This window comes from Thermoanaerobaculia bacterium (assembly GCA_035593605.1).
Classification (GTDB): domain Bacteria; phylum Acidobacteriota; class Thermoanaerobaculia; order UBA2201; family DAOSWS01; genus DAOSWS01.
Genome location: DAOSWS010000013.1, coordinates 71,309 through 86,666, shown reverse-complemented (window position 1 = coordinate 86,666; position 15,358 = coordinate 71,309). Strand labels below are relative to the sequence as shown.

13 protein-coding genes are annotated in these 15,358 nt (G+C 54.3%); 6 read left to right on the top strand and 7 right to left on the bottom strand.

The window, feature by feature from the left end; genetic code table 11:
- The first annotated feature begins 30 nt into the window (after positions 1–30).
- From PLD04_08215 to PLD04_08190, 6 genes are all read left to right on the top strand, one after another.
- Positions 31–2,529, top strand: a complete 2,499-nt coding sequence (locus PLD04_08215; GenBank protein HXK68318.1) for a CocE/NonD family hydrolase — start codon at positions 31–33, stop codon at positions 2,527–2,529.
- Entirely contained in the window at positions 2,519–2,854 is a 336-nt protein-coding gene (locus PLD04_08210; protein HXK68317.1) for an SH3 domain-containing protein, read from the top strand. The genes PLD04_08215 and PLD04_08210 overlap by 11 nt, the downstream gene beginning before the upstream one ends.
- A 119-nt stretch (positions 2,855–2,973) precedes the next feature.
- Positions 2,974–3,828 carry a hypothetical protein gene (locus PLD04_08205; GenBank protein HXK68316.1) on the top strand — a complete coding sequence of 285 codons (855 nt, stop codon included), beginning with the start codon at positions 2,974–2,976 and terminating at the stop codon, positions 3,826–3,828.
- Between the two features lie 66 nt (positions 3,829–3,894).
- The gene (locus tag PLD04_08200) at positions 3,895–6,786 is read left to right on the top strand and encodes a YdbH domain-containing protein (protein ID HXK68315.1); all 2,892 of its coding nucleotides are present in this window, start codon (positions 3,895–3,897) and stop codon (positions 6,784–6,786) included.
- A 66-nt stretch (positions 6,787–6,852) separates the two neighbouring features.
- Complete coding sequence (locus tag PLD04_08195; protein ID HXK68314.1) at positions 6,853–7,056, top strand: hypothetical protein; 204 nt, start codon at positions 6,853–6,855, stop codon at positions 7,054–7,056.
- Positions 7,057–7,078: 22 nt separating this feature from the next.
- On the top strand, positions 7,079–7,444 hold the full coding sequence (locus tag PLD04_08190; GenBank protein ID HXK68313.1) for a YdbL family protein: 366 nt from the start codon (positions 7,079–7,081) through the stop codon (positions 7,442–7,444).
- Between the two features lie 34 nt (positions 7,445–7,478).
- On the opposite strand, the gene PLD04_08185 is transcribed toward PLD04_08190, so the two are convergent.
- The 7 genes from PLD04_08185 to PLD04_08155 all read right to left on the bottom strand — a co-directional run bounded on the left by PLD04_08185 (position 7,479) and on the right by PLD04_08155 (position 15,352).
- On the bottom strand, positions 7,479–8,177 hold the full coding sequence (locus tag PLD04_08185; protein HXK68312.1) for a pirin family protein: 699 nt from the start codon (positions 8,175–8,177) through the stop codon (positions 7,479–7,481).
- A 100-nt stretch (positions 8,178–8,277) separates the two neighbouring features.
- Positions 8,278–10,224 (bottom strand): hypothetical protein, encoded by a 1,947-nt coding sequence (locus tag PLD04_08180; protein HXK68311.1) that lies wholly within the window; start codon positions 10,222–10,224, stop codon positions 8,278–8,280.
- Between the two features lie 127 nt (positions 10,225–10,351).
- The gene (locus tag PLD04_08175) at positions 10,352–11,263 is read right to left on the bottom strand and encodes a mechanosensitive ion channel (GenBank protein HXK68310.1); all 912 of its coding nucleotides are present in this window, start codon (positions 11,261–11,263) and stop codon (positions 10,352–10,354) included.
- Between the two features lie 47 nt (positions 11,264–11,310).
- Positions 11,311–11,703, bottom strand: coding sequence for a YraN family protein (locus tag PLD04_08170; GenBank protein HXK68309.1), 393 nt, complete (start codon positions 11,701–11,703; stop codon positions 11,311–11,313).
- Complete coding sequence (locus PLD04_08165; protein HXK68308.1) at positions 11,645–13,603, bottom strand: (Fe-S)-binding protein; 1,959 nt, start codon at positions 13,601–13,603, stop codon at positions 11,645–11,647. Before PLD04_08165 ends, PLD04_08170 begins: the two co-directional genes overlap by 59 nt.
- A 9-nt stretch (positions 13,604–13,612) precedes the next feature.
- Entirely contained in the window at positions 13,613–14,575 is a 963-nt protein-coding gene (locus tag PLD04_08160) for an electron transfer flavoprotein subunit alpha/FixB family protein (GenBank protein HXK68307.1), read from the bottom strand.
- 9 nt (positions 14,576–14,584) lie between these two features.
- The gene (locus tag PLD04_08155; protein HXK68306.1) at positions 14,585–15,352 is read right to left on the bottom strand and encodes an electron transfer flavoprotein subunit beta/FixA family protein; all 768 of its coding nucleotides are present in this window, start codon (positions 15,350–15,352) and stop codon (positions 14,585–14,587) included.
- Positions 15,353–15,358: the final 6 nt, after the last annotated feature.

The window sequence follows — 15,358 nt, the reverse complement described above, 5'->3', positions numbered from 1 at the left end:
TATAACTCGATCTTTCATGAGGGGGACGTTATGAGACGATGGATCCTGTCTATCACTGCTTTTCTCTTTGTGGCAGGGCTGTATGCGGCGGACACCAATGCTCTGCCCGCCCCGATTTCCGGCTTCGCGGATGAAGGAACGTTCGCACTCTTTAAGAACGAAGCCAGGATCGGAACCATTACCTACAAGCTTGCTGAAAACGGTCAGTATAACCGCCGGTTTGTTCTTTCCATGGCCGGTCAGGAGGTTACCTTTGATTTCGAAGTGACTCCCGATGACAAAGGCTACTGGAAAGACATGCTGATTGTGGCTCCGACCGACAGCGTAACCGTGACACGGAAGGGTATGAAAGCCGAGTACAAGGTGTTAAGTAAGGACACGTCGGTAAGCGCGGATCTTACGCCCGGACACATTCTCTATGACAATTACGGCCCTGCCTTTGAAAGCCTGATGATCCGGGCGTACGATAAGAAGAAGGGCGGAGAACAGACCTTTTCCCGATTTCTGGTTCCATCCATGTGCATGGATGTCACTCTGGAGCGGAAGGACAACGTCACCCGGAAGGTCGCCGGTGAAGACATAAGCTTCGAAATCTACCATCTGACCATTGCCGGTATCGGCGTGGACATCTGGACCGACCCGGATGGCCGTATCTATCTGATGGACGTACCCGTCCAGTATGCCGCCTTTGTCCGGGAAGGGTACGAAGATCTGCTGAAAAAGGAAGCGGAGACGGGGGAGTCCGTCTTGTCCAAAGCGGACTACACGTTCCGGCGGGAAACCGTGATGGTGCCCATGAGGGACGGGATCAAGCTGGCAACCGATCTGTACATACCCGAGGGTGACGGCACACAATGGCCCGTGATACTGATCCGGACCCCCTATAAGAAGGACATGCAGGAGCTCGACGGCGACTTCTGGGCTCGACGTGGCTATGCAACCGCCATTCAGGACTGCAGGGGACGATTCGGGTCCGAAGGGATCTGGGAACCCTTTATCCATGAGGCGGAAGACGGCTACGATGCTGTCGAATGGCTGGCTGCCCAACCCTGGTCCACAGGAAAGGTGGGCATGATCGGAGGATCCTACGTCGGATGGGTTCAGCTCTGGGCCGCTTCCCTGAAGCCGGAGCATCTCACCACGATCATCCCCAATGTCGCACCACCCGATCCCTTTTATAACATTCCCTATGAGTATGGTACGTTCTTTATTCTCGGATCCATCTGGTGGGCCGAAATCCTGGAAACTGAAGCAACGGCCGACCTCTCCGGAAAAATCATCTCCCGGATCTCCGATCGAAAATACGAAGAGATCCTGAAAAAACTTCCTGTGGTCGATCTGGATGTGGATATCTTCGGAAAGGCCAATCCGTACTGGAGGAAGTGGATTCAGCACAACACGAATGATGGCTACTGGGAGAAAGCCAACTTTATGGAGAAGCTGAAGGACCTGGAAATTCCGGTCTTTCTTCAATCAGGATGGTTTGATGGAGACGGAATTGGTAGCAAGTTGAACTATCTGGCACTGAAAGAGTCAAAGAGTCCCTGCATCAAGCTGGTCCTGGGGCCCTGGGGCCATACGGCTCAATCTTCCTCCCGGCTCGGTGATTACGAATTCGGCGATTCTGCTGCGATGGATCTTCAAACCCTCTACATCCGCTGGTTTGACCGCTGGCTCAAGGGTGTGGAAAACGGAATCGATACGGAGCCGAAGGTGCAGATGTTCGCCATGTTTTCCAACCAGTGGGTCACCGGCGACACTTACCCCCTCGAAGAAACCACGATGACAAAGCTTTATCTGTCCAGCCGCAACGGGGCCAATACATCCAGGGGAGACGGTCGGCTGGTACTGAACCAGGATATCCGGGGAAAGGAATACGATTCCTATACCTATAACCCCAAAGATCCTACACCGTGGCCCGAATTCTATTACAAGAGCAAGGAAGATATCGAAGAGGAAAAGAAGGGCACCTTGGATGTAGAAGAGCGAAAGGCGCGGGCCAAGGCGTTTCACAATAAGGTTACCGATTCCCGGAAGGACATCCTGGTGTACCAGACCGAGCCTCTGAAGAAACCGTTGACGGTAGTGGGGCCCATGTCCGCCGTTCTCTATGCCTCTTCCACAGCTGTCGATACGGACTGGTTTGTGACGATCATCGACGTGAACGAGGAAGGTGAGATTCTCGAACTGGCCCGGGGAACGCTCCGTGCCCGGTTCAGAAACTCGACAGGGAAAGCCGAATTTCTGGAAAAGAAGAAGATCTATCCCTTTACCATTGACCTCTGGCAGACGGGAATTACCTTTGAAAAGGGCCATCGGATCAGGGTGGAAGTCTCCTCCGCTCTCTTCCCGGCCTTTTCCCGCAATTTGAATACGGGCGGCCACAACGAGATGGACACGGATATGGTGAAGGCCAGGCAGAGGATCTATCACAGCAGTGAATATCCTTCCCACGTTCTTCTTCCGGTTGTCGAGCTTGACCTTCCGGAATCGGACGAGCCTGCGGAAAGCGAAACGAGTGAACCCTGAGGTAATCCGGGCTCACCCGGGCCCGGAGGAACCTCCCCTCCATTTCAGGGAAGGTGAAGAAGTATTGGTGAGTGAAGCATCCCCGATCTGGCCGGGATGGGTCCGTTGTACCGGCCTCTCCGGCCGGGAAGCCTGGGTACCGGAACGCTGGATGAAAATTCGGGGAAATACGGGGATCCTCCTCCGTGATTATGACTCCACGGAGTTGAAAGTGTCACCGGGGGACAGGTTGATTCTATTGGAACGTGAGAGCGGATGGGCGCTATGCAAAACCGATTCAGGCGAGAAGGGCTGGGTGCCGGAAGACATTTTCCAGCCGCAATAAGCTGAACTGAATTTCTCCATAGATTGTTACGCTTTCATAGTTCGATAGCAGGGCTGTCGATGCGATTCTACATGTTACAATGAGCGCAATTCTCAAAATCCGGGCTGGAGGAGAGATTTATGGAACTTGCTCATCGTTACTATAAGCTGTCCGGAAAGGTCGAGCCCATGGGATTCATTCTCATGATCCTGTTCGGTCTGTTGACCTCTACGATCCTTGGCATTATCTACGCCTATATCATCTACTACCTTCCGTTCATCTACCTGAATTTCTTTATCACAATTCTTTATGGAGCTGCAATCGGCTTAAGCGTCGGATACGGAGGAAAAATCGGGCTGTCACGAAGCGCAAAAACCTACATGATCCTCGGCCTGCTCTTTGGTCTGCTGGGTGAATATGTGCAATGGTCCCAGACTGTATCCATCCTCTCCAGCGGAGAGGTATCGATCGCATCTCCCGCCCATCTCTTCAGCGTGTTGAAGATTATCGCCTCGGAAGGGGCATGGTCAATCTTCGGCTGGACCCCAAGAGGCGTTGCCCTTTACCTGATCTGGCTGATCGAAGGAGGCATGATTGTCGGAATAGCCGCGCTGATGAGCATGACCGTCATCAATGGCAAGGTTTTCTGTGAAAAGTGCAAAAAATGGCTAACCGTCTCCAGGGTACTCGGACCCTATCAAATGGTTTCCGATCTGGGGGGATTGGTCGTGCAGTTTGAGAATGGAAATTTTGACTCCCTGGGAAACCTTGAGCTCGCAACGGATGCAGATACGACCTACCTCACGGTAGATCTGAGCATGTGCGCGGTCTGTATGCAGATGTATCTGCTGACCGTGAACGCGGTTCAGCTTACCTATGACAGTGAAGGGAAAGAGGATAAAAACGTTACCCCCATCGTGGAGAATCTGATCATTGATCGTACGACCTACGGAATGCTGAGAAAGCTGGACAGCACGAGGCCTGTGACCGAATAGCAAAACCCGGACTTTATCTCCGGAGTGATTGACTTTCACCCGCGGGAAGCCTAGTCTAGGGGAGTCATGATTTCCGTGGAACCGGAACAACCGAAGAGAAAAAGACGAATTCGCCCGAGATGGATGTTCTGGGCGTTCCTGCTGGGCGTCTGTGCCTATCTTGCAGTCCGCATGTTCCTCTTTTCATTCCTGGAGGATCAGATTCGAAGGAAGGCACAGGAATCAGGGATTGAGATCCACAGCCTCTCCATTGTCCAGCTCACGCCCTGGCAGATGCTCCTTCGTAATGTGAAAATCGGGCCTTCCGGTGAACTTCACCTCCCCGTTGTATCGATCGGCTATTCTCCAAAGGGGATTCTTACGGGAACACTGAAAAACATCACGATCATCGGCCCTGTGATGACGGCACAGGTACAGGACGAAGCCGTATACATTCCCGGACTCCCGCTCATCAAGCGGACCGGTTCGACAGGATTCGGAAACCTGGCCGACCTCTTTCACCGCATCCCGATGATTTCGGTTCAGTCGGGAACCCTTCACCTCCAGGTTGAAGATACCCATTTTTCTCTTCCCTTCGATCTGTTCCTGGAATATCCGGAAACCAACACGCTGGCAATTCATGGAAGCCTTCACCTTCCAGACAGCCGGGCGGCCCTTTCAGGAACGATCGATCCCTCAACGGGTTCTGGTGAGCTGAACGTACAGGGGACACATATACCCCTGGAAAGCGTTTCCCCGGTATTGAATCCGGACATAGACCTGGAGATCCGAGGCAGGCTGGATTTCTCCGCCAATCTGAGAATGGAGACCTGGCTCTTGACCGGCGGATCCTTCCAGGGATCCATCCCCGATCTCTGGATTCAACAGGGTGATCGATTCCTGCAGACTACGATGGCCCTTTCGGGGAACCTGGAAAAGAGGCTGATACCCTCGTCAATTCTCGCGGACGGGAAGATTCAGAATCTGCAGGTTCCGGGATTTGTAATCCAGGCACCCATTTCCTTCACGGCAAGGGGGAACCTGAACGGCACCCTGGCTCTATCGCTATCGTCCGTTCACATTCACTCACCTCTTTCCGCTCGCGTACTGGCACCCCGGGCAGAGGTTCGTTTCCATGAAGATAGAACAGAATTCACCCTGGATTGTAAAGTCAACATCGATAAGGGTCCACTGGAGCTGTCCGATCTTCACATCCTCCCGCCGATCTCGACGAACCTGTCAATGAAGGGAACCATGGGACCGGACCACCTGCAATGGGATTGGAACTTTGATCTGGATCAGCCGCTTCAGCTGACCAATGGGAGCCGATATTTCAGGGCAAAAAGGGTTCAGGTCACCATGAAAGGGGCCGGTGAGAGCAACACTCTCAACGCTCAATTCAATGCGGATCTCTACAATCTGGAGATGGGGGATCGATCATTCCAGGGTGATATTTCCCACCTCAATCTGAAGGGGAAAGCCCGTGGATCCGTACCAGACAGCCCGGATGTGGAAGCTGTCCTCACAGCACCGGGAGCCGTTGTTACCATAGGGAACCGAAGGGTGGAAGCCCGAAACCGGGAAATGGTTTTGACGTTGAATCTTAAACATTCTGCAAACCCTGCCGTGTCGACCATGAACTTCGTCTCACGGGATCTGGATATACTCAGCGGGGAAGACCACTTTACCGCAGACAGCCTGATCGTAACGGCGGAAGGAAAGGGCAAAGCGGTTTTTCCATCTTCATACCTCGGCAGGATTCTGCTGGACAACGGTCAGTTGAATTCGAGTTCCGGAAACCTGCAGGCCAGAGGAATCTCCTTCGACCTTCCGGTTTCCTCGCATTCCCTGGACACCGGGGGCAGCCTTCATGCCGACTCTGTCAGTCTTGAGGGAATCAGCATGGAAGATGTGGCAGGTACCGCTTCCATCGAAGGTACCTCACTGGCTTTTACCGCAGAAGCGCGTCTTCCTGTAAAGAAGCTCCATCTTCGCGGAGAGGGCCTCGCGGATCTGTCAGATCTTCGACCCAACATCAACGCCCGATTTGAAATCCCGGAAACCAATCTCTCCGTTCCGACTCCTCTGGGAGCCCTGACTCCCATGGCCAAAGGGATGAACGGTCAGGGAACGATTAGCCTCTCCGGAACTCTGATGAGCCGGAATACTGGAGCCATTCAGAGCCGGGCCACACTGACACTCACCGATTTCAGAGTGGATCAGGCGGACGTAAAAATGACCCTCTCCGGTGTCAATACGGTGATTGAATTCTCCGACTTTCTTTCTTTCACCACCCTTCCCTCTCAGAAACTCACCTTTTCCAGCCTGACCCGGGGATCTGTCACGGCAACGGATGGAAAGATTATGTATGCTCTTTCAGGTCAGGATTCGATCTTCGTAGAAAAGGCCTATCTTCGCTTCTGCGGCGGCTCGATCCGCACCGATGCCTTCCGGTTGGCTCCGGATCTGTCCGAAAAACGGATCCTGGCCTTCCTGGACCGTGTGGAGCTTACAGGGCTCATCAACCTTGCCATGGGAAAATTGCTGGCCACGGGAGAGGGTACGGTAAGCGGAATGATTCCGGTAACTTTGACAAAACGGGGCCTGTCCATTGAGGATGCGTACCTCTATTCGGTCCCCGGACAGCGGGGCATAATCCGCATTCCGGAGGGGGGACAGCTGGTGGGCGATGTCGTGCTGGCGGAAGAGGCCATCAAGGACTTTGGATATGACTGGGCTCGAATCACCCTGAACTCCCTGGGGGATCGTCTCACTATGAAGGTGGAGCTGGACGGAAAACCCAACCAGAAGCTCCCCCTGAAGCTGGACCCGAAGTCAAAGGAGCTGGTACGGGATCCTTCCGGTGAACGGGCCGTGGAGCTTCAGGGCCTCTCCCTGGATCTGAATTTCGTGGACATCGACGTCAATGAACTTCTTCGGGAAAAGGGATTGATGGACCGTCAGTCCTCTTCGCGATAGGATACACACAGGCTGGCAGCTGTTCTCTGAATCTGGGATAATAGGAAGTCGCAAAAAGGAGGCACCATGAAACGCAGTCTCTTCCTTCTTCTCTTCACCCTCACGCTTGCGGCCCCGGGCTGTATTCGCGTCAAGCACGAGATGACCATTCAACCCATGCACATCACCGTGGAAATCCGGATCAAGATTGACAAGGAACTGGAGGATTTCTTCGGTGATCTCGATGCTGCCGCTCCCGACACCCAGAGTGATTCGGGCGGCGCATCCTGAATCCGGAACCCAGGAGGATCCCATGAAACGCTATTCGTGGCTTATTCTATTCATGATAGCTCTGTCAGCACTTTTCGCCTTCGCAGACGATGAGGCCATCAAGGATCGCATGCTTCAGCGCCTCCCCGTATTGAATGACCTGAAAGACAGCGGGATACTTGGAGAAAACAACAAAGGTCTCCTGGAATACAGGGTTCAGTCCTCCGAAAAGGCAGAGATGGTCAAGGCAGAGAATGAAGACCGTCTCAAGGTTTATGCCTCGATCGCTCAGAAAACAGGGGTCACGGCAGAGGTCGTCGGTCAGCGGCGGGCCATTCAGATTGCCGAAAAGGCTCCTTCGGGGCACTGGCTCCAGAAACCGGACGGAACCTGGTACAAGAAGCCCTGACCTGAAAATAGTAGGGGAGTGTGAGAAACGCGGGCTAAAGTTTTACATCAATCAGGATCAAGTCGGACAAGGATTCAGCCTCGAAGGTGAGGGTGTCTTCCCCCTCGGTGCGAACCTGATCTCCCGCCTCCAGAGCCTGACCCTTGAGCGTAAGCTTTCCTGAAAGCAGGTAAAGAAAGACGCCCCGTCCCTGTCCCGTAAAATATGGAAGCCTTCCGCCCTTTTCCAGTGCACAGCGGTAGAGTGTCGCGTCTGCGTGAATCGATACGGCTCCCGATGCACCCCTCCCCGAAGCGAGGGGGAGCAGACTTCCCTTCCACTGTGCCTCCGCAAACTGTTTCTGCTCATAGGAGGGCGTGAGGCCGGGACGATCGGGGAGAAACCAGACCTGGCAAAGATGGACCGGGGTTTTACCCCGGTTGTACTCCGAGTGGGTTACTCCTGTTCCCGCCGACATCCGCTGGACCTCTCCCGGGCCGATTACGGTACGGCTTCCCATGCTGTCTTCATGGGTGACTTCCCCTTCCAGGACTACCGTCACAATTTCCATCTCGCGGTGGGGGTGCGTGGGAAAGCCGGTCCCGGGCTCCACAATGTCGTCATTAAAGACCCGGAGGGGGCCAAACCGGTTGTTGTCGGGATCGCGGTAGTCAGAAAAGGAGAAGAGCCAGTAGGTCTTCAGCCATTCGAAATCATTGAAGTGACGCTGCTCGGCCGGAACATGGTGAATCATCGTTAATCTCCTCTGCGTAATCGAATGAGAACAGGGAGATCATGGATTCGATTCCATCAAATGCCACTGGATTCAGAAAAATTCCTTACCAGTAAAACCTTTACAGACCTTTCTGCTGAATAAAATAGAACCAGGACTGAACTCCGTCCTGTAATACGGGATCAGTCGTCATCGAATCTTCCACACGTTTCAGCTCGGAGGTTCCCTGGGGGGTCGTGGACCGAAAGACACGATACTCCGGAAGCCCCACATCGTTCCAGTCCAGGTTGGCATGGATTCCGTCCGGATTCTTTGCGATCGTGAGCGTAATCGGCGATGTGGAGACCCAGATCGAACTGCACGCCGTCTGCTCATTCCCTGCAAAATCAGTCGCGGTGACAGCATAATTGTAGGTTGTCTCCGCATAGACGTGCACGTCCTCAAAGGTTGCCGTCGGGGAATTGACGAGTCCCTCAAGCCCATTATCCCGGTACACGGAGTAATGGCTGATGCCGGAAAGTGCATCGAACGCCGGCAGCCAGGTCAGGATCACATGGTCCTCCCCCACTTCGGCGGCAAGAAGATTCCCGGGACAGGTGGGCTGAACTTCATCGGTCGTGTCCACCATATCGCATCCGGGTGAAGTCCATCCCAGGGCATTGACCGTTTCGATGTAGTAATGGGTCCCGTCGGCAGGATCGAAGGAAGAATCGGTCCACCACCGATCGGCCGAAATGTCATACTCCAGGCCGTTTTTATAAATCCTGTAATAGGCAATTTCGGTTTCCCGATCCTTGCCGGGTCCCCAGCAGAGGGTCACCGTGGAAGACATCCGGCTGCATTCCGCAGGCTGGGCCGGACAGTAGGGATCGGTGACGTCGTCATCACACCCGATGCTGTAAAATTTATAATTCATGGAGAGCAGAGTCAAGATTCCAATACCGTACCCGGCATTTCCCACAGCAAGCGAACTGGATGAAGTAAATTCAGCCTCTGTTGATTCAATTAAGAGTAATTCGGAATCGATCATCGTTCCATCTGTTGATAATCGAACAAAGTACACATCCGTAAGGTTCGATGGATTACGATTATCCATAAACACCATACCAAATTCTCTGCCCGACCAGGCAAGAGAAGGGACTCTCTGGGTGGCGGAATCATTCGTAATTTGTCGGTCGTTTCCTATTTCCGTTCCATTAGAGTCCACCAATGTAAAGTAGATATTTTCATTTCCATCTCGATTATCTGTCCAGGCAATGCCCAGGTATACACCGTTCCATGCCAATGAAAGGTCGATAGAATCTCCGCTGGCAACCACCAGGTTAATCTCCGCACCAACCAGGGATCCGGCATTCGATAATCTTCGACCAAAAATATCGTAGTTACCATTTCGATCATCTTCCCAGAAGATAAAATAATGGTCATAGACGAATTCGATTCTGGGTTCGGTTTGTGAGTTTACCTGTTCAGAAACTGCCGTTTCACTTCCGGCAATATATTCCCCGTCCCCATCAATTCGCGCAAAATAGATATCGTCACCTGATGTTCCTGCATTTCGGGGATCCTTCCAGGTCAGACCAAACTCTGATCCAGTCCAACAGACTGCTGGACCGCTCTGATAACCAGCCGCACTTGTAACTTGAACCGGCTCAATGATTTGATTTGCATCCCTGTCCAACAACACAAAGAAAACTTCCGAATTTGAGCCATTTTGATTCGTCCATGCAAGGGCGTACATATTATCCGCCCAAATAAGATCAGGTTCATAATTTTTTGTTAAAGCTGGAGTGATTTGTCTGGGGCCTGCTAAAAAGGTCCCATCGGCTGCAATTCTGGCAAAATGGATATGATCGCCGGCCACCCATACGGCACCATAGGCGACACCATCCCATACGATACCGATTTCATTATAAGAGGAAGCGGAAAAGTAAGGTCCGACCTGAACCGGTCCTGTCAGGATTGAGGGTGTGTCACAGGTAAGGCTGGACATGAGTTCTTCTTCCGCTGTACCGCCAAAGAAAAGACAGGCCTGTAGCAGCACAAGCAATCCAATCAACAGGTTTTTCATGGAAAGCCCCCTAATGGTTTGTTCTTTCTCCCATTCCCGACCCCATGGTTGCACACGGGGTTAGTGATGTCAACCCACGGTTATCCCATCCATTGTGCAATTTAAAGACAAATAGTATGAAATTGCGTTACTCAGGTACCCTTTTTCCCTCGGTACCCTGATCGTAATAGCGAATCGTCGGGTAGGCAAAGTCCATGTCGTCCCGCTCGGAAAATTTCTCCAGGATTGCCTCCCAGAGCCTCTCCTCGGTCGACCGCCTCTGGCGGGGAGGACAGAGGAAGCGGGCCGTCAGGGCAACCCCGGAATCTTCAACGGAGGTGTACACGATCGGATCGAGGCGATTGAAAACGATGAACCACTTCTTGGTCGCCTCCTTCAGGTAGCGCTCCGCTTCCCGGGCATGGTCTCCAGCAAGATCGCGGCAGAGGTCCTGAATCAGGGCCTTTGCCGCCTTCCAGTTACTCTCGAAGGTGACCAGAATGGACAGCTCCGTCCAGATGAAGGGAAAGTCCATCGTGTAGTTGGCAAGGGGTGTAAAGAAAACCTGGCTGTTGGGAACGTGAATGATGCGGCCGGTACTCTGTTCTGCGCGAACCCATTTCCCGATTTCCAGGATCGAAAATTGAAAGATCCGGATGTCGATCACATCCCCTGTGTGTTCTCCGATCTGGATCCGGTCTCCGACCGTGAAGGGCTTTCTCCAGATAAGGAAGACCCAGCCTGCGATATTGGTGATGGGGTCTTTCAGGGCGATGGCAATACCGGCGGAAAGAAGGCCGAGGAAGGTACTCAGGTGGGCCAGACCGGAGAGCCAGATCTGGCTGATGGCAAAGAGACCGACAAAGAAGGCGCTGTAAAGAGTAGATTTTTTCCAGCTATACCGGGAACGGAGCTCTTCCACTCTCTTGAAGGCGAGGAAGAGGACCAGACGGCGCAGAAACCAGAGGAAAAGAATAACGACGAGGGATTCGGCAACCTTGTCAAAGAAGCCCGGATTCTGCATGTAGAGCTCAAAAAAACGGTGTACCAGATTCTCCATGGCCTTTCTCCTGTCACTCACCTCTCACCCGATGCATCGGGTTCACCTCAACCTACATTTCTGTGGAGACGAATCTGCCGGCTCTCTCCCCTGTCATCCACCGCTACAACATCGATCCGAACGGGAACATCTCCCAGCCGCTCACGTTTGACGTAGGCCTGCGCCAGCCTGCGGAGACGATCCAGCTTTTTCTGCGTTACCGCCTCCTCGGGACTTCCCTTCCGGGGAGAAATCCGGCGTTTGACCTCCACGATGCAAAGATCTTTCCCGTCCCGGCCGACGATGTCGATCTCCCCCATGGGGAAACGGACGTTTCGCTGGAGAATTTCATATCCCTGCTCCGCAAGATATCGGGCGGCGATCCGCTCCCCGACTCTACCCTTACGGAAGAGCTTCCGCAGCCAGTTCCACCACATCGAGGGTGGATAGTTCCTTTTCATTCTCCTTGGCGGCATCCGACAGCATCGAATAACAGAAGGGGCAGGCCACGGCCAGATCCTTCACGCCGCACGCTTCCACATCCTTCAGGCGCAGGTGGTTAATCCTGGTTCCGAGATTCTCTTCCATCCACATGCGCCCTCCCCCGGCCCCGCAACAGACGCCCCGTTCCCTTGAGTGGTCCATTTCCTTCAGCGTAATGCCGGGAATATGCTCCAGAAGGTAGCGGGGTTCATTCAGGATTCCGTTGGTCCGTCCCAGATAGCAGGGATCGTGGAAGGTCAGTTCTTTTTCAATCGATTTCGTGAAATGGAGACGTCCGCGGGAGACCATTTCTGCCACAAACTGGGAAGCGTGAACCACTTCGTAATGTCCCCCGAAGTCGGGATATTCATGGGCCAGCGTATTGAGGCAATGGGGACAGTTGGTGACGATCTTTTTCACACCGTACCCGTTCAGCGTTTCCACATTCTGCTGGGCCAGCATCTGGAAAAGATATTCATTCCCCATGCGGCGGGCCGAATCTCCCGTACAGGTCTCTTCACCCCCCAGAATGGCAAAGGAGACGCCCGCGGCTTTCATGATTTTGACCAGGGCGCGGGAGACCTTCTGTCCATGGTCGTCATAGGCCCCGGCACAGCCGACCCAGAAGAGAACGTCCGGGTTCGGGTTATCCCCAATCAGGGGGACATCGAGGTCTTCGCACCAATCCGTCCTTCGGTCGGCGGGCATGTTCCAGGGGTTGCCGTTCACCTCCATCCCCTTGAAGGCGGTTTGCATCTCGGAGGGGAAGTTGGATTCTTCCAGGACGAGGTTTCTGCGCATGGCCGTCAGCTTGTCCGTAAAGGAGATAAAGAGCGGACAGGCATATTCACACCACCGGCACGTCGTGCAGGCCCAGATCGTGTCTTCCGAAATTGTCTCCCCGATGAGGGCCGGTTCTGGAGGAACCTCTCCCGCGGTCTCCCTGGCAGCAAGGCCGGGGGTCAGGTCATAAACGTAGTTGCGGACCGCGTTCCCGAATTCCATGGGGGAAAGGGGCTTATCGGTAAGCCGGGTGGGGCAGAGTTCTCTGCATCGCCCGCATTCGGTGCAGGTGTAAAGGTCCAGAATCTGCTTCCAGGACAGTTCACGGTAGCTCTTCACGCCAAAAACCGTGTCATCTTCCACCGTTTCCAGATCCATCGTCTCCATCTTTCCGCCGGGCTCAAGCCGGTGGAAGAAGACGTTAAAGAAGGAGGTGTAGACGTGGAAATGCTTGCTGTAGGGAAGCATGTTGGCAAAGGAAAAGAGGGTGAGGATGTGGAGCCACCAGGACCATACGAACCAGGACTCCGCCGATCCGACAGGAATCCAGGAGGACACCATGGCTGAAAAGGGTGCATAAGCCGCCCATGAGGGTGATCCAAGGACAATAAGCGCTCCGTCCGCGGCCAGGTCGGTCACCATGAGCATGGCGATGAAACTCAGGGTGATCCAGGCATCCAGGCTGTTCTTGAGGCGCTCCGGCTTGAAAAAGAGCCTGCGGAGTACCGCGAGCGCAATTCCGGCAAGGACGAGGACTTCCCATCCATCCTTCATCATCTGGTAAGCCGGATGGGTCAGGAAGGGAAGGGAAACTCCAAGTCCTTCCAGGACCAGTCCCAGGGATCGAAGCCCAAGGACCAGAAATCCCCAGAAGATCAGGATGTGATAGAGGCCCGCGTACGGGTCCCTCATCATCCGCTTCTGAAAAATTACGTAGGTGAAGAAGTCCTTAACGCGATCCCACCAGCGGTTGAAAACATCGGCCGGACGTGAATCCTGAAGGGGCAGGAACCGCCGGTAGAGGCTGTAGGCCAGCAGGAGCATGAAGGCCGCAAAGACCAGGGCAAAGACACCGGGCCGGGTGGCGGTTACCATGAGTACCTCCTAAAGGTTTTTCACTTCCTTTACGAGCTCGGGAACGATCTGATACAGATCCCCCACGATTCCATAGTCGGCGACGCCAAAGATAGGAGCTTCCGCGTCTTTGTTGATCGCCACGATCACCTTCGAAGACGACATTCCGGCCAGGTGCTGAATGGCTCCGGAAATCCCGCAGGCAATGTACAGATCGGGGGAAACCGTCTTCCCCGTCTGCCCGACCTGATACTTATGGTCGATCCATCCCGCATCGACGGCCGCGCGGGAAGCCCCCAGGGCTCCGCCGAGAAGCTGGGCCAGTTCCCGAAGCATCGGGAAGTTCTCCGGCCCCTTCATGGCCCGGCCTCCAGACACGATGACGCGGGCTTCGGTAACGTCGAGTTCCGCGCTTTCCGGCTTTTCCAGGGCCACGGCCCGGGAACGGATGCCGAGATCGGAAGGGGAGAGGGCTTTCTGCTCCGCCTGACCTGCCTTTTCCTCCGCCCGGAAGATGTTGGGACGGAGAGAGATTACGGGAAAGGACCCTTCGGTGAAAGAGACGGTGGCGAAGGTCTTTCCCGCATACATCGGCCTCCGAACCTTGAAGGTGCCCGCAAAGGAGACCTCCGTACAGTCATTGGCGACCGCGGTGGAGAGGCGGGCGGCGACACGGCCGGAGAGATCCTTCCCCATGGCCGTGGAGGAGAAGAAGAGGGCGGCCGGAGATTCGGCACGGACGGCTTCGACAATGGCCGTAGTGTAACCTTCCGGAGAGTAGAGCCTGAGGTCGGAATGTTCCACCGTGTAGACGACCGATGCGCCATACTGTCCGGGAACATCCTTCAGTGCCGCAAGATTGTCACCAACGAGAACGGCCGAGGCTCCCATTCCATGGGCCCCACCGAGGCGGACAGCCTCGGAGAGCGCCTCAAGGGAGGCCTTTTTGATCTGCCCGTCGCGAACTTCGATAAAGGTAAGAATCGTAGCCATGTATGCCTCCTAGAGAACCTTGGCTTCTTCCTTCAGAAGCCGGACGAGTTCTTTGGCCGCGGCCGCAGGGTCTTCCGCGTCGATCAGCTTGCCCCTCTGCTTGGCCGGCGGCAGTTCCATCGATTCGATGACAAGAATCGGCTTAGCGTCAGGAACCAGGGATTCCAGAGGCACCGTGTCTATAGGTTTCTTTTTGGCAGCCATAATTCCCTTCAGGGAGGCATACCTGGGTTCATTCAGACCCTTTTCTGTGGTAATCACCGCGGGAACCGGAAGTTCCATGACCTCGGTCGCACCTTCGATCTCCCTCTTTGCGACAGCCTTTCCCTCCTGGAGCTCAAGGTGGACCGCTGCGGCCACGTGAGGAAGGCCCAGAAGCTCTGCAACCATGGCTCCAACCTGGTGCTGGTCATAGCCGACACCTATTTTGCCCATAAAAATCAGATCATGAGCCATGGTCTTGATCTGGGCTGACAGTGCCCGGGCTACATTGAAGGCGTCCATGTATCCGCCTGCGGACTGGATATGAACGGCCTTATCGGCACCCAGGGCAAGGCCTTCCCGCAGACCGGAAGGGACACGATCCGGTCCGATTGAAATGAGGGTCACTTCTCCCCCGCTCTTTTCCCGGGTACGAAGGGCTTCCTCAATGGCAAATTCGTCGTAGGGGTTGATTACAAATTTGACGTCCGCGGTATCCAGACTCTTTCCGTCAGACGCGATTTTAGCCTTGATGTCCGTTGCGGGCACCTGAGCCATGCAGACAAGGATGTCCATAGCGTC